This is a genomic window from Planifilum fimeticola (assembly GCF_003001905.1).
Lineage (GTDB): Bacteria > Bacillota > Bacilli > Thermoactinomycetales > DSM-44946 > Planifilum > Planifilum fimeticola.
On record NZ_PVNE01000021.1, the window covers coordinates 40,997 to 66,052 of the forward strand.

At 58.5% G+C, this 25,056-nt stretch carries 25 protein-coding genes and 1 riboswitch; of the genes, 12 read left to right on the forward strand and 13 right to left on the reverse strand.

Annotation, left to right across the window (positions count from 1 at the left end; all coding sequences use genetic code 11):
* Positions 1-3: 3 nt before the first annotated feature.
* Positions 4-591 (reverse strand): biotin transporter BioY, encoded by a 588-nt coding sequence (locus CLV97_RS12620; RefSeq protein ID WP_245891552.1) that lies wholly within the window; start codon positions 589-591, stop codon positions 4-6.
* 119 nt (positions 592-710) lie between these two features.
* Positions 711-1,592 carry a polyamine aminopropyltransferase gene (speE, locus tag CLV97_RS12625; protein ID WP_106345892.1) on the reverse strand — a complete coding sequence of 294 codons (882 nt, stop codon included), beginning with the start codon at positions 1,590-1,592 and terminating at the stop codon, positions 711-713.
* A gap of 139 nt (positions 1,593-1,731) precedes the next feature.
* Here speE and CLV97_RS12630 point away from each other — a divergent pair, with 139 nt between their 5' ends.
* Complete coding sequence (locus CLV97_RS12630) at positions 1,732-2,460, forward strand: S1C family serine protease (protein ID WP_170070508.1); 729 nt, start codon at positions 1,732-1,734, stop codon at positions 2,458-2,460.
* Positions 2,461-2,857: 397 nt separating this feature from the next.
* On the opposite strand, the gene CLV97_RS12635 is transcribed toward CLV97_RS12630, so the two are convergent.
* Entirely contained in the window at positions 2,858-3,220 is a 363-nt protein-coding gene (locus CLV97_RS12635; protein ID WP_106345894.1) for a DUF7667 family protein, read from the reverse strand.
* A 316-nt stretch (positions 3,221-3,536) separates the two neighbouring features.
* Between CLV97_RS12635 and CLV97_RS12640 the strand changes: the two genes are divergently transcribed.
* Complete coding sequence (locus tag CLV97_RS12640; protein WP_106345895.1) at positions 3,537-4,328, forward strand: GntR family transcriptional regulator; 792 nt, start codon at positions 3,537-3,539, stop codon at positions 4,326-4,328.
* Between the two features lie 223 nt (positions 4,329-4,551).
* Positions 4,552-5,415, forward strand: a complete 864-nt coding sequence (locus CLV97_RS12645) for a cation diffusion facilitator family transporter (protein ID WP_425440572.1) — start codon at positions 4,552-4,554, stop codon at positions 5,413-5,415.
* A 233-nt stretch (positions 5,416-5,648) separates the two neighbouring features.
* Here the strand turns inward: CLV97_RS12645 and CLV97_RS12650 are convergent, their stop codons facing one another.
* From CLV97_RS12650 to CLV97_RS12680, 7 genes are all read right to left on the reverse strand, one after another.
* Complete coding sequence (locus CLV97_RS12650; protein ID WP_106345897.1) at positions 5,649-6,320, reverse strand: LutC/YkgG family protein; 672 nt, start codon at positions 6,318-6,320, stop codon at positions 5,649-5,651.
* A complete protein-coding gene (locus CLV97_RS12655) occupies positions 6,304-7,737 on the reverse strand; it encodes a LutB/LldF family L-lactate oxidation iron-sulfur protein (RefSeq protein ID WP_106345898.1) in 1,434 nt (477 codons plus the stop codon). The genes CLV97_RS12650 and CLV97_RS12655 overlap by 17 nt, the downstream gene beginning before the upstream one ends.
* Position 7,738: 1 nt before the next feature.
* On the reverse strand, positions 7,739-8,464 hold the full coding sequence (locus CLV97_RS12660; protein ID WP_106345899.1) for a (Fe-S)-binding protein: 726 nt from the start codon (positions 8,462-8,464) through the stop codon (positions 7,739-7,741).
* A 199-nt stretch (positions 8,465-8,663) separates the two neighbouring features.
* Complete coding sequence (gene sat / locus CLV97_RS12665; RefSeq protein WP_106345920.1) at positions 8,664-9,824, reverse strand: sulfate adenylyltransferase; 1,161 nt, start codon at positions 9,822-9,824, stop codon at positions 8,664-8,666.
* Positions 9,824-10,558 carry a phosphoadenylyl-sulfate reductase gene (locus CLV97_RS12670; RefSeq protein WP_245891554.1) on the reverse strand — a complete coding sequence of 245 codons (735 nt, stop codon included), beginning with the start codon at positions 10,556-10,558 and terminating at the stop codon, positions 9,824-9,826. Before CLV97_RS12670 ends, sat begins: the two co-directional genes overlap by 1 nt.
* Before the next feature lie 56 nt (positions 10,559-10,614).
* Complete coding sequence (locus CLV97_RS12675; RefSeq protein ID WP_170070509.1) at positions 10,615-10,842, reverse strand: DUF3906 family protein; 228 nt, start codon at positions 10,840-10,842, stop codon at positions 10,615-10,617.
* 13 nt (positions 10,843-10,855) lie between these two features.
* Positions 10,856-12,481 carry a nitrite/sulfite reductase gene (locus CLV97_RS12680; protein ID WP_106345901.1) on the reverse strand — a complete coding sequence of 542 codons (1,626 nt, stop codon included), beginning with the start codon at positions 12,479-12,481 and terminating at the stop codon, positions 10,856-10,858.
* Between the two features lie 67 nt (positions 12,482-12,548).
* A riboswitch (SAM riboswitch) is annotated at positions 12,549-12,671 on the reverse strand.
* Positions 12,672-13,007: 336 nt separating this feature from the next.
* On the opposite strand from CLV97_RS12680, the gene CLV97_RS12685 reads away from it, so the two are divergent.
* The 4 genes from CLV97_RS12685 to CLV97_RS12700 all read left to right on the forward strand — a co-directional run bounded on the left by CLV97_RS12685 (position 13,008) and on the right by CLV97_RS12700 (position 17,840).
* Positions 13,008-13,844 carry a hypothetical protein gene (locus CLV97_RS12685; protein WP_106345902.1) on the forward strand — a complete coding sequence of 279 codons (837 nt, stop codon included), beginning with the start codon at positions 13,008-13,010 and terminating at the stop codon, positions 13,842-13,844.
* Positions 13,845-13,899: 55 nt separating this feature from the next.
* The gene (locus CLV97_RS12690; protein WP_106345903.1) at positions 13,900-14,520 is read left to right on the forward strand and encodes an SMI1/KNR4 family protein; all 621 of its coding nucleotides are present in this window, start codon (positions 13,900-13,902) and stop codon (positions 14,518-14,520) included.
* Positions 14,521-14,557: 37 nt separating this feature from the next.
* The gene (locus tag CLV97_RS12695; RefSeq protein WP_170070510.1) at positions 14,558-16,438 is read left to right on the forward strand and encodes an SMI1/KNR4 family protein; all 1,881 of its coding nucleotides are present in this window, start codon (positions 14,558-14,560) and stop codon (positions 16,436-16,438) included.
* A 520-nt stretch (positions 16,439-16,958) separates the two neighbouring features.
* Positions 16,959-17,840, forward strand: coding sequence for a glycine betaine ABC transporter substrate-binding protein (locus CLV97_RS12700; RefSeq protein WP_106345905.1), 882 nt, complete (start codon positions 16,959-16,961; stop codon positions 17,838-17,840).
* A 179-nt stretch (positions 17,841-18,019) separates the two neighbouring features.
* Here CLV97_RS12700 and CLV97_RS12705 read toward each other — a convergent pair whose 3' ends face one another.
* The gene (locus CLV97_RS12705) at positions 18,020-18,454 is read right to left on the reverse strand and encodes an Hsp20/alpha crystallin family protein (protein WP_106345906.1); all 435 of its coding nucleotides are present in this window, start codon (positions 18,452-18,454) and stop codon (positions 18,020-18,022) included.
* A gap of 136 nt (positions 18,455-18,590) precedes the next feature.
* On the opposite strand from CLV97_RS12705, the gene CLV97_RS12710 reads away from it, so the two are divergent.
* From CLV97_RS12710 to CLV97_RS12720, 3 genes are all read left to right on the forward strand, one after another.
* Positions 18,591-19,364, forward strand: a complete 774-nt coding sequence (locus CLV97_RS12710; protein WP_106345907.1) for a type III pantothenate kinase — start codon at positions 18,591-18,593, stop codon at positions 19,362-19,364.
* Positions 19,365-19,446: 82 nt separating this feature from the next.
* Positions 19,447-19,887, forward strand: coding sequence for a YtoQ family protein (locus tag CLV97_RS12715; RefSeq protein WP_106345922.1), 441 nt, complete (start codon positions 19,447-19,449; stop codon positions 19,885-19,887).
* A gap of 197 nt (positions 19,888-20,084) precedes the next feature.
* Positions 20,085-21,323 (forward strand): MFS transporter, encoded by a 1,239-nt coding sequence (locus CLV97_RS12720; protein ID WP_106345908.1) that lies wholly within the window; start codon positions 20,085-20,087, stop codon positions 21,321-21,323.
* A gap of 13 nt (positions 21,324-21,336) precedes the next feature.
* Here the strand turns inward: CLV97_RS12720 and CLV97_RS12725 are convergent, their stop codons facing one another.
* Positions 21,337-21,660, reverse strand: a complete 324-nt coding sequence (locus CLV97_RS12725) for a spore coat protein GerQ (protein WP_106345909.1) — start codon at positions 21,658-21,660, stop codon at positions 21,337-21,339.
* Between the two features lie 3 nt (positions 21,661-21,663).
* Entirely contained in the window at positions 21,664-22,098 is a 435-nt protein-coding gene (locus CLV97_RS12730) for a cell wall hydrolase (protein ID WP_106345910.1), read from the reverse strand.
* Positions 22,099-22,318: 220 nt separating this feature from the next.
* Here CLV97_RS12730 and CLV97_RS12735 point away from each other — a divergent pair, with 220 nt between their 5' ends.
* Positions 22,319-23,854, forward strand: a complete 1,536-nt coding sequence (locus tag CLV97_RS12735) for an acyl-CoA synthetase (RefSeq protein ID WP_211295747.1) — start codon at positions 22,319-22,321, stop codon at positions 23,852-23,854.
* A 247-nt stretch (positions 23,855-24,101) separates the two neighbouring features.
* Positions 24,102-24,563 (forward strand): FixH family protein, encoded by a 462-nt coding sequence (locus CLV97_RS12740; protein ID WP_170070511.1) that lies wholly within the window; start codon positions 24,102-24,104, stop codon positions 24,561-24,563.
* The last annotated feature ends 493 nt before the right edge of the window (positions 24,564-25,056 follow it).

Sequence of the window (25,056 nt, forward strand, 5' to 3'; positions counted from 1 at the left end):
TTTTCATGCATTCGGTCCCTTCCCGGAATCGAAGGAGCGCTTCGCCCGGGACGGAAGAATCGGATACGCCCGGTAGACGCCAAAGGCGACAAAAGCGGCGATAACCGCCTTGATCAGGTCTCCGACGATGAAGGGCAAAACTCCCGTCAGCAGGGCCTCCTTCCAGCCCAGCCCCACCCCCGTCACCAGCCAGAGCACGCCTCCGGCATAGATCAAAAGCATCCCGCCCAGCACATGGTACACCGTCAGTTTCCAGACCGAGAGGCGGGTGCTGCGCTCGGAAAGAAACCCGATCAACCAGGCTGCCAAAATCCAACTCCAAATGTACCCGGCCGTCGGCCCCGCCAAAACGGCCAGCCCCCCTTTCCCCCCGGCCAGCAGAGGGGCGCCGAAAGCCACCAGCAAGATGAAAACCGCCATGCTGGCCGCTCCCCAGCGGGATCCCAGCACCGATCCCGCCATCATCACGACCATCGTCTGCAATGTGATCGGAATCGGCAGGGGAATCTGAATTTGCCCCGCCACCGCCACGATCGCGGCGAACATCGCCGCCAGAATCATATTGCGCAACACCAAAACCCTTCCGGACAACTTCTCTCACCTCTTTCACCACGCGATGATCAATGCATGCAACGGCAACAGCATAAAAAAAGAGGTTGACAATTGTCAACCTCTTTTCATTTTCAGGTTAACATTTCTGTTGCGCCCGATTATTTCTCGCCCAACAGCTCCCGCACATAATTGGGCAGCCGGAAGCAACTGCGGACGATCTCCGGGTTGACATACCGGGTGTCTTCGTCACGCAACCGCTCTTCGATCCCATCCAGGGGATCCGGCCGCTTGGAAGCCAGGGTGAAACTCCAAATCCCTCCGGGATACGTGGGGATGGTGGCCAAATAGGTGCGAACATAAGGGAACAGTGTCATCAGGGTTCGGCGGACTTTGGTCAGCACCTGAGGATGAAAAACGGGCGACTCGCTCTGGCAGACCATGATCCCGTCGTCCTTGAGCGCCCGGTGGACGTCGCGATAAAAAGGCTCTTCAAACAGAACTTTCGCCGGGCCCACGGGGTCCGACGAATCGACGATAAACACGTCGTATTCCCCTTTTTTCTCTTTCACAAAGGCCGCCCCGTCCTCAAACACGAACCGGATGCGCGGATCGGGCTCCCCTTCTCCGGCGATCGACGGAAGATACTTCCGGGAGACGTTCACCACCCCGGGATCAATCTCCACCATGTCCACCCGCTTCACAGACGGGTATTTGACCGCTTCCCGGACCGCCCCGCAGTCCCCGCCTCCGATGATGCACACGGTGGACGGATCCGGATGGGCCGCGAGGGGAATGTGGGTGATCATTTCGTTGTAGATCCAGCCATCCCGCTCCGTCGTCTGCACAATCCCATCCAACACCAGAGCCCGGCCAAATCCCTCCGTCTCGATGATCGAAATCTCCTGAAAGGCAGACCTCTCCTGATGCAGCAACGATTTTACCTTCCAATTGACCCGAAAGCCGTATTCTTCCTCGGAATCGGACAACCACCAACCGTCTTCCCGGCGGACATACCCTTTGCCGTACTGCTCCTTCTCCATGTCAACCTCCTTACACCCTCCGCGTTTTTTTCATTGTAACACAATTGCCCATGCCCTTCCCCCGCCTGGGGATTCGCCCTGAACGAACGACCTGTCCCGACATATGATAATACGACATCAGTGGACGGGAGTGGAAGCCATGGTGCGAAAATTTCGCGCGACCCGGTCGGAAGATCTTTCCGTGTCCGCCCGGCATCCGGCAAATTCCTTCGTGCAGGTGGTCCGCAAGGTGCGGGGCGGCGTCGTGTCCATATTAACGGAGGAAGAAGAGACGGAAAATCTGAACGACCTGTTCCTCCGCCTCTTCCTGCCCGAATGGAAAGGACATCAGGAAACGCCCGCCCGTCATTTCGGATCCGGGTTCGTCATTCACCCGGACGGATACATCCTGACCAACGAACACGTGGTTCGCCGCGCCGGAACCGTTTCGGTCCGGCTTTACGGTTACCGCCGCCCACTTATGGCCCATGTCGCCTGGAAGGACCCCCATCGGGATCTGGCCGTGATCAAAATCCGCCCCCCGTTCCCGCTCCCTCCCCTCCGCTTGGGATCGTCGGAAGCGACGGCGGTCGGCGAATGGGTGATCGCGGTCGGGAATCCCCTCGGATTGGACCACACCGTGACCGTGGGAGTGGTCAGCGGCAAGAACCGTCCCCTCCGCATCGCCAACCGCAGTTACGACAACGTCATTCAGACCGATGCGGCGATCAATCCCGGAAACAGCGGCGGCCCGCTCATCAACATCATGGGTGAAGTGATCGGCATCAATACCCTGATCATCTATCCGTCCCAAAGCATCGGCTTCGCCATCCCGATCGACGACGTGAAACCGTTGATCCGGCCGTTTGTGCGGGGAACATTGGAATAAAAACAAGAAAAGAAGGAAATCCGTCGCGGAAAGGCGTATAAACAATGGAGCGAAAAAAAGCCGCGGATTCATCGAAGAAACCGAAAGAGGCGCTGAAGTGGGGCAGACGGAAACGCGAGAAAGCCACAAGAACAGGGACCTGGAACGGGTCCCTGAAATCGAGGGATTTGTTTATCGGGTCATCCAGAACGCAAACACACGTCCATGCGGGAGAAAGTTTCGAGGGGCCAAAACGATCCATGAACGTCCAGCTAGGGGAGTCAACCGGACCCACCGTCCGGAAAACCCGCCAAGGATCGCTGTTTGGAATTTGGGCCACGATCATAATGATAAAGGATAATTGCAGTCCGTTTCAGCCTTCATGCACCCGTCCTGGTTTATTTCGCGCGGCGGGAACTCAAGGGGTTACGCCTTCCTTGATGCGCCCCAGCTCGTCATGCAAGCGGTGGGCCCAGCCCCTTTCCCCCATCTCCTCAGCCAGACGGGCCATCTCTTCAAGCTTGTGAACCTTCCAACAATATTCCAGGTTGGCATCCAGCGCCCCCTCCCATTCCGAAAGGAAGGGACGGGGAATGGTCCCGATCAATTTGTTGTATTCGTGCAACCGGGCAATCGTCCATTCGAACCAGTGTTTCTTGTTCGGATGGACCGTAAGGGCATCCAAGGATTCCAGCCATTGATTCAGATCGATCAAAGTCAGCCGTTGTCCCGAACGGTACTTCCACCACAATTCCGCCAAACGCCTGTGGAAAAGTTCCATGATCGATCCGCTGCCACCCACCCACCCGGACCAATGCCCTTAGGGGGCTCAATTTGTCCCATCCGCATCCGAGATGCAACCGGGGCATCAGTGCCCGGTTTGCGCACGGCAGCAGGCTTCACCTCCTCATCTCCAGAAATTGAAACAGCATCCAACAATATGAATATGTGATGTTGGAAGCATATTTGGTCATTACCAGTTCCCATCTTCAGTATAATGCGATTTTTGTCCGCATGTCAACCCCTAACGCTCCCTTTGAGCTTGTGATAATATATCTATGGTGCTCCATGGTACGGTTGCGAAGTGAGGTGTCTTCGTGACGAAAACGAAGATCGATGAAGTGAAGGAAATCCTTGCCCGGCGGATTGAAGAGGGCGCTTACGCGCCGGGACAGCGGCTGCCTTCCGAACGGGAGCTGGCGGAAGAGATGAAAACCAGCCGCCCCACCATCCGCGCGGCGCTTCTCCGGCTGCAATCGGAAAACAAAGTGGATATCGTCCCTCGCAGCGGGGTTTATGTGAGATTTTCCACAACCAAGGTGACCGTGGGCTCCGCCAGTTCCCTGCTATTCCTTACCGGGCCGGTGGGGAATCAGCAGACCGAATCCATGCAAGTCCGCGAAAACCGGGAGCCCTACGCCTACGCCTTCACGCGCTATTCCGAACCCCCGACGCTTCGGGCCGCCGGAAAGGAAATCGGTGAAAAACTGAACATCGGCCCGGAAGTGGAAGTGTGGCATTGCCGCGGGGTACATGTGGTTTCCCAGGTGCCCTTCCGCGTGTTTGACAGCTACTACCCGGCATCGCTTCTGAAGGGTTGGCGGAAAGAAGGCGACGAGGAGATCATCCCCGCCTCCCGTTGGCTCCGCGACAACAAGGGAATGCGCCCTTCCCGCGCGGTCGAACGGCTGAATGTTCGCATGCCGACCGCCGAGGAAGCGGCCGCCCTCCGCATCGCGAGAAGCCAACCGGTTCTGGAAATGGACCGCTGGATGTGGGCGAAGGACAGTAAGAAAAAAGAGATCCTTTGCGAATACAGCCGGATCGTGTTCAACGCTTCCCTGCACCAATTCGTCTACGAATACCCGCTGCGGGAATTCGACGGGTGATCGGTCCCGCGAAGGAATGGAACTTTTCTCTTCCATTGAGTATAATGAGGGCGATAATCGGCATGCCCGGGGAGTTTTCCGCCATGATTCGAAAACCGATGCCATCGATCAAAAATACGAAACCCGGTGACGCAGAACGTCACCGGGTTTCCTGTTTGCCCAACCGCAAATTCTCTGCATGAACACCAATTTTTTCGAGCACACCATAAGGGGAGGGTTACCGTTGAAACCGCAACGCGCCGCAGGCCTTTCGATCGTGAGCAATACGACCGTCGTGCTTCTAAAATTGGCAACAGGCATTTACACCGGATCGGTGGCCATTCTTTCCGAAGCGATCCACTCCCTGCTGGATTTGGTCGCCTCCATCATGGCCTTTTTTTCTGTCCGTTTGTCCCAAAAGCCCCCCGATCGAACGCACCCCTACGGCCACGGAAAGATCGAGAACCTCTCGGGAACCGTCGAAACCCTGTTGATCTTCGTGGCGGGCATCTGGATCATCATCGAATCCTGCGAAAAACTGCTGAACCCCTCCCCGCTTCATTTTCCTCTCCTCGGCGCGGCCGTCATGGCTCTCGGGGCCGTCATCAACCTGGTGGTCGGGCTGATCGTCAGACGAGCGGGAATCCGGGCCAAATCCGTCGCCATGCGTTCCAATGCGCTTCATTTGTTGACGGACGTCTACTCTTCAGCAGGTGTGGCCCTCAGCCTGGTGCTGGTCGGCCTCACGAACTTCACCCTGCTGGATCCGCTGATCGGGATCGGAATCGCCCTGTTCATCATGAAGGAAGCATACCAATTGGGGAAAGAATCCTTTCTTCCCCTGCTGGATGTCAGGCTGACCCCCGAGGAAGAGGAAAAGATCCGGCAGATCCTTCAATCCTACGCCGATGAATACATCGAATACCACGCCCTTCGCACGCGCCGGTCCGGACCGGAGGAACACATCGACCTTCATCTGATCGTTCCTTCCGAGATGAGTGTGGAAGACGCCCACCGGCTGTGCGACCGGATCGAGGCGGATATTCACCGATCCTTTCCCCAGGCTCAGGTGTTGATCCACATTGAGCCGGAGGAGGAACGGTTGTGACGGCATAAGCCGTCCCTCCACCGGTTGCGCACCCGGGGATCATCTGTTGTTCGCAGGGCAGACGGAAAACGGTTTGGGCCCAGCGCACCGGTTATGCCCCATTCAAGGAAATTCCTTTCTAAAGAAACAGTGAACAAATCGGAATGAAACCGGCCGGAGGGATCGGGACAAAAGAAAACCAGGCGGCAAAAACCGCCTGGAGTGAACCTCTTTACCGTTTCCGCCGGCAATTCTCATTCCAACAGATAAACCACCACGCGGTACGGCCCGTGAACGCCGATCGACAAATCCCCTTCGATATCCGCGCTCCGACTCGGCCCGGTGATCCAATTGATGCATGCCGGAACGCCTCCCCCGTCTCCTTCCCCGATCCGGGCCCAGACGCTGCGGGTTTCGGCCACGATGTTTTCCCGCTCGAGGACCGCGAACAGGACGGGGGGGAGCAGGCTGACGCTTCGCCCGCGGCCTTCCCCGTTTCTCAGCACGATCGATCCGGTTGAGGCAACTCCCCAATCCGCCCTCACCAGGCCGGCCGCCGCCCGGGCCGCATCCCGGATCTGTGCCGCGGAATCCCTGCCGGGATCCCACAGGATCCGCTCCACTCCCGACAGGTCGGCCGTTACTTCCTCCAAAAGGGGATCCTTCCAAAAGACGAGAGAGGATCCCTTCTCCCGGTCGATATCCTCCATCAGTTGCCGCCTGAGGGCTTCCCGCCCCTGAACCCGGATCCCTCGCCCCCCGAGGAGGGAAAGATTGTGGAGAAACCGCCGCATCCGTTCCTCTGCCGCCATCGTTTCCTCCCTTTTCGACTCCTCCGGAGGAAGCGCGGGATTCCGGCGGTTTTCACCGAGGCGCTCCGACAGCCGGGACAGGAAGCGGCGACGTCCGTCAGGATGATCCATCATCGCTTCTCCCTCCCCGGCGGCCTTCCCTCCGCCACCAGTCGCGAAAGGATTGGGGGGCCGGCTGGGGAAAGTCCCGGCTCTCCGTCCAGGCCGACAAGGGACCGGGGCCCTTTTTCAGGCGACCGGATTCGCCGGCCAGGGGACGCGTCAGCCAATGTCCCAGTCTGGCCGCTGCGGAAAACCGCTTCGGGTCTTCGGTGATCCAGGCGAATCCGCGAAAAGCCATTTGCTCGGCCCGCTGTCGCCGCCCCTCTTTCACCTGATCCCGCCGGAGTTCCAACAGCATGTCGTGAAGCGGGATGCGGACAGGACACGCTTCCGTGCAGGCCCCGCACAGGCTGGAAGCGTAGGGAAGCTCTCCGTATTTTTCAAAGCCTTTGAGCAGCGGCGTCAGCACGGCACCGATCGGTCCGGAATAGACGCTTCCGTAGGCATGACCGCCTATGTGCCGATAGACGGGGCAAACGTTGAGACACGCCCCGCAGCGGATGCAGTGGAGAATCTGTTGATACTTGGTACCCAAAAGGTTTGAGCGGCCGTTGTCCACCACCACGATGTGCAATTCCTCCGGCCCGTCCGCGTCCCCGGAGCGGCGTGGCCCCGTGATCGCCGTCACGTAGCTGGTGATTTTCTGTCCCGTGGCGCTTCGGGTGAGCAGCGTCAACAGCACATCCAGGTCCTCCCACCGGGGAACAAGGCGCTCCATCCCCATCACCACCACATGGATCCGGGGCAGGGTGGACGTCAGCCGGGCATTCCCCTCATTGCTCACCAGGACCACCGACCCCGATTCGGCCACGCCGAAGTTGCATCCGGTAATCCCCATATCGGCGCGCAGAAACTTTTCCCGCAGCCGCCGGCGGGCATAGGCCGTCAATTCCTCCGTCTCTTCGGCCAGCGGCCTGCCCGCTTCCCGGGAGAAGAGCCGGGCCACCTGCTTCCGGTTCTTGTGGATGGCGGGGGCGATGATGTGAGAGGGCTTCTCCCCCGCCAACTGGATGATGTACTCCCCGAGATCGGTCTCCGTCACTTCCACTCCCCGCTCTTCCAGGGCCTGATTCAGACCGATCTCCTCCGAAACCATCGACTTGGATTTGACAACGGAAGCAACGCCCTTCTCGGCGGCCAGCCGGAGGATGTACCGGCGGGCCTCCTCCGCCGTGTCGGCGAAGAACATGCGCCCCCCCGCCTCTTCCACCCGCGTGGCGAACCGGTCCAAATACACATCCAGATTTTCCACGGTGTGACGGCGGATCGCTTCGCCTCGGGACCGCAGGGCTTCCCAGTCCCCCCAGTCCTCCGCCGCCTGAACCCTTCCTTCCCTCAACCGGTCCTGGGTTTCCCGGACGGAACGCCGCAGGAAGGAATCCTCCAACGCCTTGCCGACCCGCTCGTGAAAAGCCGTTCTGCCCTTCATTTCAGCTCAACCCCCGATCCAAAACCTGGGCGACATGGAGGACCTGCACCGATTTCCCCCGGCGGCTCAACCTTCCACCCAGATGCATCAGGCAACCCATGTCCGAACCCACGAGGAAATCGGCCCCGGTGGAAAGGATGTGGTCCGCCTTTTCGTCGGCCATGGCCGTGGAAATTCCGCCCATCTTGACGGCGAAGGTTCCGCCGAAGCCGCAGCAGTCCTCTCCGCGGGGGAGCTCCTGCAACGTCAATCCGCGGACGCGGGCCAGCAGCTTCAGGGGAGCATCCGTCACCCGCAGCTCTCTGCGCATGTGGCAGGAGTGGTGATAGGTGGCGACCCCCTCCAGACGGGCGCCCAAGTCGACCAACCCATGCTGATGCACCAGAAACTCGGAAAACTCATAGCACTTGGACGCAAGCCCCTTGGCCCGCTCCGACCATTCCGGTTCCTCCTCCAGCAGCCGCGGGTACATATGGCGGACCATCGCCGTGCAGGAACCCGAGGGAGCCACGACGGCGTCATAAGGTTCCAGGGCGCGAATCAATCCCTTGGCCGCCCGCCTCGCTTCCTCCCAATACCCGGTATTGAAGGCGGGCTGTCCGCAGCAGGTTGCCCCCTCGGGAACATCCACGTCGAAGCCGAGCCTGCGCAGCACCCGCACCATGCTGATGCCCACTTCCGGAAAAAACACATCGACAAGACAGGTTGCGAAGATGCCCACGCGCATACATTTCCCCCGATTTCCCGCATGGTGATTCCTTTTCGTTATGAAGAGAAAAGGTTTGCACAATTCAATTATAACACCCCCCTTTCGCCCCTGTCCGGTTGCAGAAAATCGACACAAAAAGGCCGGAGGGGAATCCTCCGGCATTGCCGACAAAAGATCGGCGATTTTATGGATTCTCTCGCCTCTACAACCCTATTGATCATCGAGACCCCTTGAGTCCCTCGATCAAGACCCGAACCACCTCCGGCCGGGAAAACTCCGGCGGCGGCATGATTCCCTCCTTCAACATGGCCCGCACCTTGGTGCCGGACAGAATGACGTGGTGCTCCTCGCCGTGGGGGCAGGTCTTGTAAGAGGCCATCCCGTCGCAGCGCTGGCAATAGAAGCTGTGCTCGAAGAAGAGGGGGATGATCCCCAGCTCCTCCGATCGGAATTCGTCGAAGATCCGTTGGGCGTCGTAGGTGCCGTAATAGTCCCCCACGCCGGCATGATCGCGCCCGACGATAAAATGGGTGCAACCGTAATTTTTGCGGGCCAGAGCGTGGAACACGGCCTCCCGGGGCCCCGCATAGCGCATCGCCGCCGGAAAGGCGGCAAACAACACGCGATCGCGCTGGTAGTAGTGATCCAGAATCACCTGGTAGCTTTTCATCCGAAGGTCCGCAGGGATGTCGTCCGACTTGGTCTCACCGATCAAGGGATTGAGGAAAAGTCCGTCCACCGTCTCCAAGGCCGCCTTTTGGATGTATTCGTGAGCCCGATGGATCGGGTTCCGGGTCTGAAAACCGACGATCCGGCGCCAGCCCCGTTCCCGAAACCGCCGCCGGGTGTCCGCCGGATCCAGGATGAATCGGCTGAAGACGCCGTGATCCGGCCGGTTCAGCACGCGAATCGGCCCCCCGGCCCGGAGGGGGGAAGAGCGGTACAGGCGATTCACGCCGGGATGATTCTCATCTTCGGTGCGGAACACCTCCCGCGCCTCTTTCCTCGGGTCGATCCGGTAAAGGCTCTCCACCTCCAGGACCGCATAGATCCTTCCGTCCTCCCCCCGGAGCGCCACCGGTTTTCCCTCCCGGATCTCCGAAGCGCGGTCTTCCGGAACCGGAAGGGTGATCGGAAGCGGCCAGACCGTTCCGTCCGCCAGGCGCATCCGGTCCCGGACCGAGAGATAATCCTCCTCCTTCAAAAATCCGTTGAGGGGAGAAAAAACCCCGGTGGCGATACATTCCAAATCGGAAAGGGTGACCGGTGAAACCTTCCAGCCGGGGAGTTCCTTCGCCCGTTTCAGCCAATCCTCCCTCTCCTCTTCGGCGGCCATCCGGTTGATCAATGTGCCGCCGTGAGGGGAGATGGTTTCCATCATTGCGAATCTCCTTTCCGGTTCGGGTGCAATCCGCACTCGGTTTTATCGAAACCGGCCCAGCGGCCTGCCCGAAAATCCTGGCCGGGTTTGACCGGAATGGTGCAAGGCTCGCACCCGATGCTGGGATACTGGCGATCATGAAGAGGATTGTAGGGAACATTCCGCTCCCGAATATAGGACCATACCTGATCATGGGTCCAATGGGCCAGGGGATTCAATTTGACCAGGCCGAAGGATTCATCCCACTCCACCACTTCCGCACCGGCACGGGTAGGGGATTGTTCCCGGCGGATGCCGGTGATCCAGGCGGAGTAGCCGGACAACACCTTTTTGAGGGGTTCCACTTTGCGCAGCCGGCAGCAGAGGTTGGGATCCCGCTCCCACAGCCGATCCCCCCACTTTTTCGCCTGCTGCTCCAGCGTCAAATCCGGCGAAACGCGGATAAACTTCTTTCCGTACCGCCGGGTCAGCCGGTCCCGGGTCTGATACGTCTCCGGAAAATGGAGGTCCGTATCCAGGTAGAAAATATCCACCTCCGGATCGATTCTCTGCAGCATATCCACGAGCGCCACATCCTCCGCCCCGAAACTGCACGCCAGGGCGATCTTCCGGGAACCGAATTTTTTGACTCCCCAGGCGATGATCTCCGAGGGATGGGCATCCCTCAAATCCTTCGCCGCCCTTTGAATCTCTTCCCGGCCCGCCTTGATTTGTCCGTCTGATTCGCTCATTCTTTGATCCCTCCCATTCATTCCATATTCGTATCCCTCCCCTTTGGTTCTCTCGATCACCAATCGGAGGCTTCCACCACAAACCCCCTTCCTTTTCCGGCGGACCGCTTCTCCACGATGACCATTTCAACCACCGGCGGCGCGGCGATTAAGTGACGGTCCAGCTCCTTCTCCGCCGCCGCAAAGGCCCCTTCATCGCTGGCGGCGAGGAGGATGACATGAACGGTTCCTTTTCCCTGAATTTCCGCGGACACTTTATAGAGAAAAAGCGCTTCCCGGTTCATCGGCGCCACCCCTTCAAGACGCCGATGCCCGGGACAGGATTTCATCAAAGCGCCTCTGGAGGGCGTCGATTCCCACCCGCCTCACAAAGCGCCAAAAGGGCTCTTCCGGCTCGCGGTGCTCCTTGTAAAAGAGAATCAGCTCCTTCAACACCGGTGCCACCCGGTCCGCCGGCACCCTTCCCTTAAGAGGGGTGTTGAAGGTCGCCCCTTCCCCCAGATGGCCGCCGACGGAAACGGTGTACGCCTCAATCATCCCGTCGACCGTCTTCATCTTTCCTCCCATGAGGCCGATGTCGGCAATCTGCTGCTGTCCGCAGGAATTGGGGCACCCGTTGATGTGCAAGCGGATCGGCGTATCCAGCTCCACCTGTTCGTCCAGATATTCAACCACCCGGCGCATCAGCCCCTTTGTTTCCGTCAGGGCCAGATTGCAGAACTGGATTCCCGTGCAGGAAACCGCATGGCCGACAAAGGGCTTGGGATAGGGCGTAAGCCGCTGGAGAAGGGATTCCGCCAGCAGATCATCCAGCCTCTCCTCCGGCACGTCGGGGATGATCAGGTTCTGGGTGTTGACGGTCCGCACCGAACCGGAACCGTATTCATCCACCAGATCGGCCAGTTGGAAAAACTCCTCCGCGGACGTCCGGCCCATCGGCACATTGAGTCCCACGTAGAAGTAACCTTTCTGTTTCTGGGGATGGACTCCGGTGAAATATCCCGCATTCCAGCCGACCAGCCGGTCCTTCCCCCGGGACGGATACGGACCGATGTACGTCTCGAGCACCTCCAGGAATTTTTCCGCACCCCAGTCCGCCACGAGGAATTTGAGCCGGGCCCGGTGCCGCTTTTTTCGATAACCGTAATCCCGGAACACCCGGGTCACGCCCACGGCCACCTCCACCACCTGTTCCGGAAGGACAAACAGGTCCAGTTGCTTCGCCATGTGCGGACGGGAGGAGAGGCCGCCGCCCACCCATACGTGGAAACCGACCGCCTCCTTCCCGCCGATCTCCTTGACCGCCGGCGTGAAGGCGAGATCGTGGATCTGGGCGTTCGCCGCGTTGTAGACATTGGACGAGACGGAAATTTTGTATTTCCGGGGCAAATTGGAAAACTCCCGGTTGAGAAGAAAGGTGCGCTCCAATTCCTCGACGATGGGACGGGTGTCGATCAGCTCATGGGGATCGATCCCGGCCAGGGGATTGCCCACGATGTTTCGGGGGCAGTCCCCGCAGGCCTCGTAAGGATGGAGTCCCACTTCCTCCAGACGGCGGAAAATGTCCGGAATCTGCTCGATGCGCAACCAGTGGTACTGAACCGACTGGCGGGTCGTGACGTCGATCAGCCCCCGGCCGTACTCCCGGGCCAGCTCCGCCAGCACACGCACCTGCCGGGTATCCAACACGCCGGACGGGATGCGGACCCGCATCATGAAATGGCCGTCCTTGGGGCGCTGCTGATAGATGCCCGCCCATTTCAGACGGGTGAAATCCTCCTCGGGAATCGATTCGTATCCCGACTTCGCCCATCGGTAAATGTCCTGAATGACATCCAGACCGTCCTTTTTCAGCTTCAGCCGTTCCACCTCATTCAGTTCCGCCGCATTCTCCTCCCATTTCCACTTCCGTCGCTCGGCCATGGCTCACTCCCCCTTTTTTAAATAAAAAATCCCTCTCCCTGAGAAGAGGAAAAGGAATGGTTTTCCCTCCTCATCTTCAGGGACCATGGTGCCCCACCGGAATTGGCACCGTGTCCCGCCCTCGAAACGGAAGGCGGGACGGGTTGCCGAGGCTTCATCGGGCCGGTCCCTCCGCCTCTCTGGATGAGGTATCGATTGGAATATATTAAAACTGACCTACTTAATCATCTATTAAACCCAATAAAGTAGGTTTATTAACTATGTTTTATTCACAGGATATCTTGAGTCCCTGAACATGTCAACAGAAAAATCGCAAAAACCATCCCCTAAACCCTGGACGGTTTCCAGAAACAACCCGCGGAGGCGGGCGAATACAGGAACGAAGTGGTCCAACGCGCGGTGAACGATGGATGAACCGGCGCTCATGAAACCCGTCAGGACAAGAAAAAGACCCGTACGCGTCGCGACGACAGGGTGCGGATGTTGTCAGCAAAATCAAAAGAAAAACCCGCATGCAAAGAGGAGATTGCAGGAAACGCAGGGAATCAAGAAAAAATCGAAGGAAAGGACGGAGGATGCTGTGCACCGCTTGGTCAGCCGTTTTGAAGAATGGAACAACGACATGTATTTCATGGAAGTGTGCGGGGACCGGATTGTCGTGAACCATCACTACTCCGGGATCAAGATTCTGAACCTACAGCTGGAACCCGTCGATGAGCTGAACCTTTTTGATGGCGTGATGATCTACCATGCCTATTCCGACGGGGATAAAAAGCGGATGGTGCTTTATTGCGCCGAGAACGGCTGTCTGGTCCCGGTGGATCTCGCGGAAATGAAGTCCGCCGTCATTCCGCTGGAAGGAGCAATGCGGCAAACGGTCTTCTCACCGGTTCACAGATGGCAGGAAAAGGAACTGTTGTTGCTGGATTATTCCGGAAACCCATATCGAGTGGATCTTTCCGAAGGCCACGTCCGGTTTTGCACCGAAAAAGCCGGGATGTTCGGAAATACCGCGTCCCTGATCCGTCAGCACCGGTTGATCCACTTCGAAGACGGAATGCTGGTGCTGGAAACGCCCTCCGGTGAGAACATCAGGGTTTTTGACCTGACGGGCCGTCTGATCACGGAGGTCGGGAAGCCGGAAGGAAATTGGCACAGCGCGGTTTACCATGACGGCGGTTTGATCTTCGCGAGTGAAACCCGGATTGTCGGCGTGCGAAATCACGCGACCCGGTTTGTTCTGGAGCCGGAGCCGTCGGAATATTTTCTGAAAGTCAAAATGACCGGAGACCGCCATCTGTGGGTCCTGTCTTCCGACCCATCCCACCCCGAAAAGAGCCGCATCAGCCAATATCGGGTGTAAATTGCCCTTCTTTTGATTCCGCGGACGGCGAGTGATTTCAAAAAGGCAGACAGGATTGGGCACCCGCGTGGACCGGTCTGTCGTCAATCAGATTGAAGGAGTGAACCGCTTGCTTCATCATTTCGACTTCGGGCAAGGGAAGGTGGTCCTGGGCAGTTTGTTTCTCGATCCGGATCTTTCCTTTGCGGATCAGGAGCTCAGGCTGAGCGAAGACATGCTGATCGTCCAATATCAGCATGGAAAATATGTGCTGGACGTGGGACATGTTCCCCAATACGAGGGAGATTACCGGCTGCGCGTCATGATTCTCGGCCGGTACCGGGAACCGCTCCGCATGTGGTTTGTGGCCACGTTTGAGGAGCTGAGACGGAAAATCGATGAAGCGGTGCGGCTGATTCACGGATGGATGGAACGTCCGGAAGAGATCCGTGTCTATTCTCAAGTATTTCCCGCCCCTGATTCATCCGCTTCCAAGGCGGACCGGCTGCTGGGGAACATCGAGATTGCGTGGGAAGCTTTTCAGCCGCGAAACGCCACTTCCGAAATGGTGGAGAAGGTGGAAACGGAATGGGGTGTGCGGCTTCCGGACCGGCTGAAGGAGGTCATTCAACATTGTGACGGAGGGGGACCGATTCCTTCGGCTTTTCCGATGGATGAGAGAGAGAGGGAAAGTTGAGAAGCTGTTGTCCTTTCATCCGGAGGCCCCGGATTATGTGCTGCGGATTTACAAGAAACTGAAAGGCCGGTTGCGGGAGCGGGTTTTTCCTGTGGCCAGATTGTATTGGGATGATTTTTTGTGTCTGGATTACAGGAAAGGAACGGAGCCTCGCATCGTGATGTTTGATCCCGAGGAATCGGAGACGATTTCCATCGCCGACGGGGTTGAGGAATTCCTGGCGTCGCTCGACTCGGAGCGGGAAGGAATTCCGGTTTGGGAGGATTCCCCGGAAGAGAAGCGGTACGGGATGGAAGAGATCCTGGCAGCGCTTCGGCGGCTGGAATCGGAGGCGGAATGTTCTCTTCCCTTGATGCTCAAAAAAACCGTGTTGCACCACCACGGCGCGGGAGCCTTGTTCCGTTATTTCATCCATGAGGGCGGAATGGAAGCATTCAACCGGCTTCTGCCGGTCGTGCCGGAAGATCTGCCGGACAGCATGCTGAGCGTATATCGAACCTGGTTTGCCGGAACCTCCATGTGTCCGGTGGCCGAATGCCCGGATCACAGATACTTGTGTCTGGACCTCTCGGGCGTGCAACAGCGAATGGTCCTGGTGGATGTCAAGGAAAGAACGATACAAGAGGTGATCGAGCATCCGGGACGGTTCTTCCGGTATCTCGATTTCGGCCCGTCCCGAAGGGATTGGTTTGATGCCTTCCATTTCGGAAACGAACGGGTACTGGATCGAAGTTTCCGCATCGATCCGGCACTTCCCCTGGAGGATCAGCCGGAGCAGGTGAAAGAAACCCGGCTCAAAGTGGAATATGAGGGAGGCCGGCTGGTGCTGGAAGTCAGCCCGCTTGTTTATCCTCAGACAACCAACTTGCGTGTTTCCGTGAGGGGGGAGTACCGCGAGCCTTTGTTTTCCCGCTGCAGCGGTAGTCTGGAGGAAATCGGGGAATCGATCCGGGAAGCCCTGGATCGGATTCGGGAATGGAAAGACCTGCAGGTGAAAGAGCGGATGATCACCTTTCCGGCCGGTTCCGTCAAGTCCGTGACGGACAGGTTGCTCGGTGAAAAGGAGATCTGTTGGGAAAGCATCCATCCGCCCGTTTCTTTGGAACAGGTGGAGGACTTGGAGGAAAAGTGGGGCGTCCGGCTTCCGGATTTGCTGAGAGACCTCATGCTGCGGATGGGTGGGGGCGGTCCCGTCCCCGAGGCCTTTGAAGTTTCCGGTCAGCGGATGAAACGATTCGGATCCTTGTTTCGGCCCGATGATTCGGGTTCTTTGAATGCCATGGAAACGTTTCGGCGATGGAAGCACCGGCTTCCCGACAATGTGTTCCCGTTTGCCACATGCGACGGAGGGCTTCTTTGTCTGGATTACCGAATGAATCGGGAAATTCCCGCCGTTTCTTGGTATCCATGGGGATATCTGATTCTGGATCGGGAGGACGCGGAAATTCTGGCCGGCTCGCTCGAGGAATTTCTGGCCGGTCTTCAGCCGTGGACATGGCAGTGGCTCAAAACCCCGGCGGATGATGAAGACGCCAAGAGAACACGTTTTGAAGTGCTCACCAACCTGGAGCGGATGTGGAACGTCCGGTTTCCGCTCGCCTGGAAAAAGGCGGTGCTGGACGATTTGCTGAGAAGCTTAAACTACGTGTGGTTTGTGTATGAAAACGGCCAAGAGTGCGCGGAGCACTTTCTGGAGATTGATTCCGATGACCCGGAAAAGGACATCCGTACGCTCCGTGACAAGCTGTTCCGGGAGACGCCTTACATTCCCTTTGCCAAGTGCTACGGAAACCGGTATTTGTGCCATGATTTCTCCGGGGAAGAGACGCGGATGGCACTGGTGGACACAAAATACGGAAAATCATGGGTGATCCGGAAACAATTTGCCCGGTTTTTGCGGGATCTGTCCGATGAATGATCTCCGCGCTACGCATATACGGAACTTCCGGGGGGAGAGGGAAATGAGCGGCCCCTTTCCTCCTCCAAGGAGAATCCCTGTGCGGTGAGCTCCCGAACGCCCTCTCCCGCGGACCTTCACCCAAACAGATCGACGGTCCTGCTTGATTCAAAAGTTCCCATTCTCCGGGTCTCTCTTCGCCGTATCCACTTAAGCATCCCCTACCACCTTCGGATGCCCTCTCCGCCCCATCAGCCGGGAATATCCGCTTTACCCGGGAAAATCGGGCGTCTTGTCCGGACGGTTCAACGCTCCTTGATCATCCACCGGATAAGGGCGGAATCCCGGTTTTGAAGAGAAACGCCAGCAAATGATACAATTTGGGGGTGGGTTCTCAGGCCGTTCATCGGGATCTCCGCCTTCTGAAAGCTCCACGGCCACCAGCGGATCCGATGCCATTGCACGACCGGGATGGGAAAGGAATTCAGGAACGCGCGTTTATTTCCGAATATTCAAAATAAAGGGGTGTTCTCAAACCTTCATGAGTGAAGCAAAACAATATGTCATCTTCGTGGTCATCGCCGCCCTCGTATTGGGGTTCGATATGTGGGGCGGAATTGAAGGCGAGCAGGCGGAAGAAAAAGGGCAGATCAAAATCGCCCACAACAACTATGTGGAGAACATCGCGGTCTCCCATCTTTGGAAACAGATCCTGGAGGAAAAAGGGTATCGCGTGGAACTGGTGCAGACGGAGAAAGCTCCCCTGTGGGCCGGCTTGGCCGGGGGAAGCGCCGACATGGCGGTCGAAGTGTGGTTGCCCCATACCGACAAGGCCTATTACGAGAAATACAAAGACCAGGTGGAACTCCATCAACCCTGGTATGAAGGAACGGCCCTCGGGTTGGTGGTGCCGGAATATGTGGAGGAAGTGGAGACAATCTCCGACCTGAACAAGCACAAGGAACTGTTCCGACGGGGGGACCAGCCGGCCATCGTCGGAATCGACTCAGGTGCCAGCCTGATGATGCTGACGGAGAAGGCGATCCAAACCTATTCGCTGGACTATGAGCTGATCGAGAGTTCCGAGCCGGTCATGCTGAGTGAATTGGATAAGGCCTACAAGAAAAAGGAACCGGTAGTGGTCACCCTGTGGAACCCCCACTGGGTGTTCAACAAGTACAAACTGAAATACCTGAAGGATCCCGAGAAGGTGTATGGCGAACCCGACACGATCTACTACGTGACCCGGAAAGGATTTAAACAGGAACATCCGGAAGTGATCAAGTGGATGAATCGGTGGGAAATGGACGATAACACCCTCGGCGAGCTGATGAAAAACATGGAGGATACGGACAACCCCGAACAGGCCGTCCGACAATGGTTGGAAAAACACCGGGACCTGGTGAACGAGTGGGTTGAATGAAACCTCCTCTTCCGGGGAGGCGGAGGGACCGGACCCGCAGAAATTCGTGCAGCACGCGATCCGGCCCGAAGCCCCTTCGGGTGTGGGAGAAAACCCCTTCCCCCCGGGATGGGCAGTATTGACTTTCCCTGTTCGTGCGGGCGGTACGCGGGATTCCGCTTGATACGCCCGATGCCTTTTCAATGGAATTCGACGTCCACTCTCCGTCGGTTGGGAGTCACATCCTTGGGGATGCGCACCTCCAGGATTCCGTTGCGGTACGTCGCCCTCGCCTGGTCCGACTTCACCCGAGACGGCAGGGTGACCGTCCGCCGAAACTGGCCGGTGTAGCGCTCCCGCCGGTGCATCCGCTCCTCCTGCACTTCCTGGGTCCGCTGCACGCTGCCGCTGATGGTCAACCGGTCCTCATCCACGTCGATCTGCACGTCATCCTTCTTCTCCAGCCCCGGCAGTTCGGCGGAGACGATCACCTCATCCTCCGTTTCGTACACATCCATCCGGGGCGTGCGCAAAGCGGGAAGTCCACCCGTAAAGGGCTGTTCACTCAGCCAGCGCTCCACCTCCTGACGCCAGTTCTCCATGTGGCGAAAGGGATCGTAAGGCACGAGGCTCATGGTTCCACCTCCCAATATCTGTCGGGAATATTTTGTCCCGGCGGAGGATCCTCTATGTACGGGCTGAAGGATTCGGCGAGGCCGGCGACGAAAGCTACCGGAAGAGACGGGTTCCCGGGATTCGGGGAGTGATCCCATGGATACGCTGTTGGTCATCGATGCGGGAAACACCCACATCAAATGGGGAATTTACGAAGGTCCCACACTGAGATTCCACTGGCGCACCCCCACCGCCAGGACGTACCCCGAACTGGAGGCGGCCCTCCGCCGGCTCCTCGAGCATCATCCGCTCCACAACCAATTGGACGGAGCGGTGATCAGCTCCGTGGTCCCGGCAGTGACTCCGCTATTGATCGACCTGTGCCGGAGATCCTTGGATTGCGATCCGCTTGTAGCCGGCACCGATATCGAAACGGGGGTCTCCTTCCCCTATCGTCCCGTGAATTTGGGATCCGACCGGATCGTCAATGTGGTGGCCGGGATCAACCTGTACGGCTTCCCTCTGATTGTCGTCGATTTGGGAACCGCGACAACCCTCGACGTGGTCGACGAAGAGGGGCGATTCGTGGGGGGAGTGATTTTTCCCGGCATCCAAACGGCAGCGGAGGCCCTCATCCGCCGTACCGCCTTGCCTCGCTTCACCATCGAACGCCCGGATGGCATCATCGGAAGAAGCACCGTCGCGGGACTGCAGGCGGGGGCCATCTACGGAGCGGCGGGTCAGGTTGACGGACTCGTCCGGCACATCCGCCGGGAGTACCCCCACCCTTTCCGGATGGTGGCGACGGGAGGGTTCGCCCCTCTGATCGCACCCCACGCCGGGTCCATCCATCATGTCCATCCACGGCTCACCCTGGACGGGCTGCGCATCCTGTGGGAAAAGAACCGGAGGGGCGGCACTTCCCGTTAATGCCGCATCACCCTCTCGTTTTATGTAAAATGAGTGGTATAAGCCGGAATAATCAACCCCGCAAAGGGAAGGAGGAATGGCCGTGGAACTGATCGTCTACCTGGCGGGCCAGATTCACGACGACTGGCGGGACCGCCTGCGCCGGACGGCCCGAGAGCGGGGACTTCCCCTCATCTTCGTCGGTCCCCAGGAAAATCACGACCGCTCCGATGCGATCGGAGAAATCATCAAGGGAGAGCAGCCGAACGCCGTATACCGCGACCAGGCGGCCTCGGAGTTCAACAACCTGCGCACCCGGATCTGGATGCAGAAGGCGGACGTGATCATCGCCCTCTTCGGCGAAAAGTACCGGCAGTGGAACACGGCGATGGATGCGGCCCTCGCCATCCAGTCGGGAAAACCCTTGATCCTCGTCCGTCCGGAAACCCTGCACCATCCCCTGAAAGAATTGGCCCAGCGGGCTCAGGTGGTGGTGGAAACTCCCGAGCAGGCTCTGGAGGCCTTGGCCTATGTCTTGGAGTAAAGGCCCAAAGCGAAGTCCGGCCCGACAGGCCGGACTTCCGGATTTTATGCTTTCGCCCGTTCAAGGAAGGGACGATTGCACCGCCCGTACTGAACAGCGGTTGAAAGCGACGCCCGCAGCATCCCCCCCTTTCATTCCGTGCCCAGAGGCTCCGGGCGACAGGGTGCAAAAGATAAAGCCGGAGTGGAGGAGAAACCATGTCCGCAAGTGATCGGACCATCCAAGCCAACTTCCGTCTGTTTTATTTTCTGATCTTTTGGGCCCTCGGAGGGCTTTCCCCCCTCTTGAGCATTTATTTGAAGGAAGAGATCCGCCTGAGCGGGAGTCAGATCGGTACATTGGTGTCGATCGGCCCCATCGTCATGGTGATCACTCAGCCGATATGGGGGATGATCTGCGACTGGACCGGCCGTGCCCGCACGGTGCTGGTCACTGCCCTTTTGGCCACGGGAGGGATCGGCCTGGGCTTCCTGTTCATCGACGAATACATTCCCCTGCTGGCCGTCGCCGCCACCCTCGCCCTCTTCCAAGGCGCCATCATTCCCATATCGGACACCCTCACCGTCAATTACGCGATGCAACACCGCCTCGACTACGGCAGTTTCCGGCTGTGGGGAGCGGTCGGATTCGCCGTCGCCGGCTTCGCCATGGGGTGGCTCGCCGAGCGGTTCAGCCTCTCGGTCATCTTTTACGGCTTCGCCCTCACCCTGTGGCTGGGGGCTGCCTCGGCGCGACAGATGCCCGGAGATCGGGTCTCCTTGCAGGTGGATCTGCGGTCCGGGCTCAACCGTTTGATCCGGATGCCCCGTTTTGTCCTGTTTCTTTTGGCGACCTTCATGGTGTTCGGTCCGATTTTCGCCAACAACACCTACATGGGCCTCCTCTTCCAGTCTTCCGGAGCGACGGTGGCGGGGGTCGGGCTGGGATTCCTGCTGGCTGCGGGCAGCGAAGTTCCCTTTATGAAAATGGCGGGAGCGTGGATCCGCAGACGAGGAGCCCTTACGGTCACCCTGTTCGCCGCGGGGATATCGGCCCTCCGATGGGTGTTCTACTTCTTTGAACCGGGCATCCTGTGGCTCTACCTCACCAGCGTGGTTCAGGGATTGTCCACGGGGCTGTTCATCCCGGCCGCCCTGATGTATGTGCGAAGTTTGGCGCCGGAAGAGGCAAAAACCACCGCCGTCTCCCTCTACACGGCGGCGGGCATCGGCCTGGGCAACTGGTTTTGCACCCTGATGGGGGGATGGATCCTCGAAACCTTCGACATCTTCACCACTTACCTGTTTTTCGGGCTCTTGACGGGAATCGGGGCGTTGATCCTGTGGATCGTCCTCCGCCTGGAGGAACGGGGCACAAGAGGGGCGGATCCGGTAAAATCGGGAAGCACGGACACAAAAAAAGACCTCTCCCAAACCCGAGGAAAGGCCTTTCAGTGAGACCGATTTGCCATCACCGCTCTTCCCCCAGAAGAGTGGCGGGCTGGGTTTCGAAGACGAAATAGTCCACATTGATGTTCAAAAACATGTTGTCCTTGCCGGTCTGACGGTCCCGGATCACGAAATAGTCCCTGCCCACATTCCTCAGGGTTCCGGTCACCGACTTCGCAGGCCACCGAGGGTTGTTCTCAAAGGTGAGGTAAACGGTGACCACCTTGCCCACGTTGGCCTGCAGAAACTCTTCGCTGAACCTCCGTTCCGTCTCGCGTTGGGAGATTCCCGCACTTGTTGTGCCGTAAATCCCGGCAGGTCCGTAGTAGGGATAGGACCAGTACATCACTCACCCTCCTAACGAGTAGACTCTCGGACAGGCGGCATAATCGGGAATGTAAAAACAATGGCTCTTATACCGCCCGCTGTGGGTCTGGTTGAACCAGGTGGGCGGACACGCCCCCGCCGGCCGGAAAAACCACAGGGCGTTGGAGGCGGGATGGTGACGCTCCCCGTTCACCGCTCTCTGCGCCAAACGGATATCCTGCTCTCGAGCCCGCTGATAAAAGTATGACTTTTGCACCGCCTCAAACCCTCCCGGCGACTGGAACACCATCTGTTGGATCGTGCGAATCGGCTTGAAGTCGAGACAATCGGCGATCACCCGGTTCACTCCGACGTTGCCCACCATCAACATGCCCAGCTGGCCGTCCCCTTCGGCCTCGGCCCGCATCAGCCGGGCCAACAGTTTGATCTCCTCGCTGTTTGTCCGCACCACGGCCATTCCCTATCACCCCGAAACCATCTTATGTGCGGAAAAAATGAAAAAGAACTGGGGACATCCACCGGGCCGCCTCAGAATTTTTCTTTGCAATGAAAATTCATATATTTCCAAAGGAATTTTCGCCGGGCGGGTCGAAATGTCCCTTAGCCCTTTTTATCATTCCCTCTTTTCAGAATGCGGGAGAAACCGTCAACCACCTCACGAATGGAGTGAAAGAAGCGTGGAAATCATCCATCGGAACGCCGTGGCCGATCTGATCCGCCGCGCCGCTCGCCGCCACCCCGACAAGGTCGCCCTCATCTTCGGGGACCGCCAGTGGACATACCGCCGCCTGGATGAAGCCAGCAACCGGTTGGCCCGCCATCTGATCGACGCAGGGCTGAAGAAAGGGGAGCGGGTCGCAGCCTTCGGCCGGAACTCCGACGCCTATGTGCTGCTGTGGTTGGCCACCGCCAAGGCGGGGCTGGTGCACGTTCCGGTCAATTTCACCCTGGCCGGGGAAGAGCTCACCTACATCCTGACCCAGTCGGGCAGCCGGGCCCTCTTCCACGACCCGGACCTGGCGGACAAGGTGGATGCGGTGAAGGGCGACATCGACGTCGAAATCTTCGGCACGCTCCGGAACGGCCGGGAATTCGACGTGTTGCTTCGGGCCGAAGAAGGAGATGCCCGTCCTCCGGAGGTGGAGGTGCGGGACACGGATTTGGTCCAGCTGCTCTACACCTCCGGCACCACGTCCGCCCCAAAGGGAGCGATGATGACCCACCGGGCCCTGGTGCACGAATACATCAGCTGCATCACCGCCCTGGATTTTTCGCCGGCCGACCGCCCGCTCCACGCCCTTCCCCTCTACCATTCGGCGCAGATGCACGTGTTTCTGATGCCCTACCTGATGCTGGGGGCGACCAACCGCCTGTTGGAGGTTCCCAATGCCGGGGAGGTGCTCCGGATCATCGCGGAGGAGAGAATCGACAGCTTTTTCGCTCCCCCGACGTTCTGGATCGGCCTCCTCAACCATCCCGATTTCGACCGGCTGGATCTGACCAGCCTGACGAAGGGATATTACGGCGCCTCCATCATGCCCGTACCCGTCTTGAAAAAACTGAAGCAGGCCCTGCCGCAGCTGAGCGTCTACAACTGCTTCGGCCAATCGGAGATCGCACCTCTCGCCACGGTCCTTCGCCCGGAGGAGCACGAAGCTCGCCCCGATTCGGCGGGAAAACCGGTCCTCTTCGTGGAGATGCGCGTGGTCGACGACAACATGGAAGACGTCGCACCCGGAGAAATCGGCGAGGTGGTTTACCGCTCCCCGCAGTTGTGCACCGGCTACTGGGACAAGCCGGAGGAGACGGCGGAAGCCTTTGCGGGAGGCTGGTTCCACTCGGGAGACTTGGCCCGGATCGATGAAGAGGGGTACATCACCATCGTGGACCGCAAGAAGGATGTGATCAACACCGGCGGAGTGCTGGTCGCCTCGCGGGAGGTGGAGGACGCCATCTACTCGCACCCCGCGGTCAAGGAGGTGGCCGTCGTCGCCACGCCCGATCCCAAATGGATCGAAGCGGTGACCGCCATCGTCGTGCTCAAGGATGACGCCCGGGCGAGCGAGGAGGAGATCATCCGGTGGTCCAAGGAGCGCCTGGCCCCCTTCAAGGTGCCGAAAAAGGTGCACTTCGTCGATGACCTGCCCCGCAACGCCTCCGGCAAGATCCTGAAGCGGAAGCTCCGGGAACAGTTTTCCAAAACCGGTGCGTAGAATACGGCGGTCGCACCGGACCAAAGCCGAAGGATCATTAAAGCCCTCCGAATGGGAGGGCTTTTCCGCGTTTAGCGCGGAAGACAAACATTCACACAAAGTTCATCCTTGCGGCGAAAGAGGGCGGATATAATGAGATTGACTGGATGCGCGATGGATTTGTCCGTTCATTCCGGGACATACTGGCATTCAACATCGATCGCTGTTTTGTCGGATGCGATATCACAGAGGGAAAGGACTGATATCCGTGCAACGGATTCGAATGCCGGCCTTGTTGATGATCGCCGTCCTCGCCTTCGCGGCGGCCGCCTGCGGGACCTCTCCGGACAGCGAAAACCCTCAGCAAAACGGCTCCGCTCCGGAACACCAGGACGGCCATTCCGAACACTCGGAAGAGCACGCGCCCTCCGCTCCGAAGGTGAAGCTGGATCTGCCCGAGGACGCGAAAGCCGGAGAGGAAGTCTCCATTCAAATCACCGTCACCCATGAGGGGGAACCGGTCAACGACGCCGACGAGGTGCAGTTTGAAATCTGGAAAAAGGGAGCCCCCAAGGACGATCACGAAATGATGGACGCGGAAAAGACGGGAGACGGTGTGTACTCCGTCAAAAAGACCTTCCGGGAACCTGGAGAGTACAAGGTGATGTATCACGTGACGGCGAGGGGAAGTCATGTGATGGAACCCGCCGACACCTTGGTCGTTCAATGATTTGGAAGCAGGAGGTTTTTCGCACATCCCAATGAAAATGGCGCTGACCGACTGCCGAGAAGCCGGCTTTCCGTCCGGCGACAAACGGAGCCGCGGCCGAAAGTCTCGACCTGGTTTCCGATCCACCACGGCCTGCCTTCCGCTTGCGAAAGGCGGTTCGCTGACACGCCTCAAAGCCCGGGATCGGAAATGATTTACCGCCGCGGCTCCATCCAGCAGGGAGCGCTCGGCGAAAAACCGCTGCCTCCCGGTACTTCGTCAATCACCTTGCCTTCCGCTAGCGGAAGGCCTTTTTCTTTGCGAGACAGCCGGGAATACAGGGACACTTTGTCCGGAGGGTTTCCCTTTTTTTCAGCGAAACAAAGCGTACAATGAAGATGGGAACCCCAGAATCGGAGTAGAAGCTATTTCAAAATTCGGTTTACACACCAAATAATGAATGCAATCAGGCAAAAAGCTCTATAGATATGCAAATATCGGTCATATCGGACCA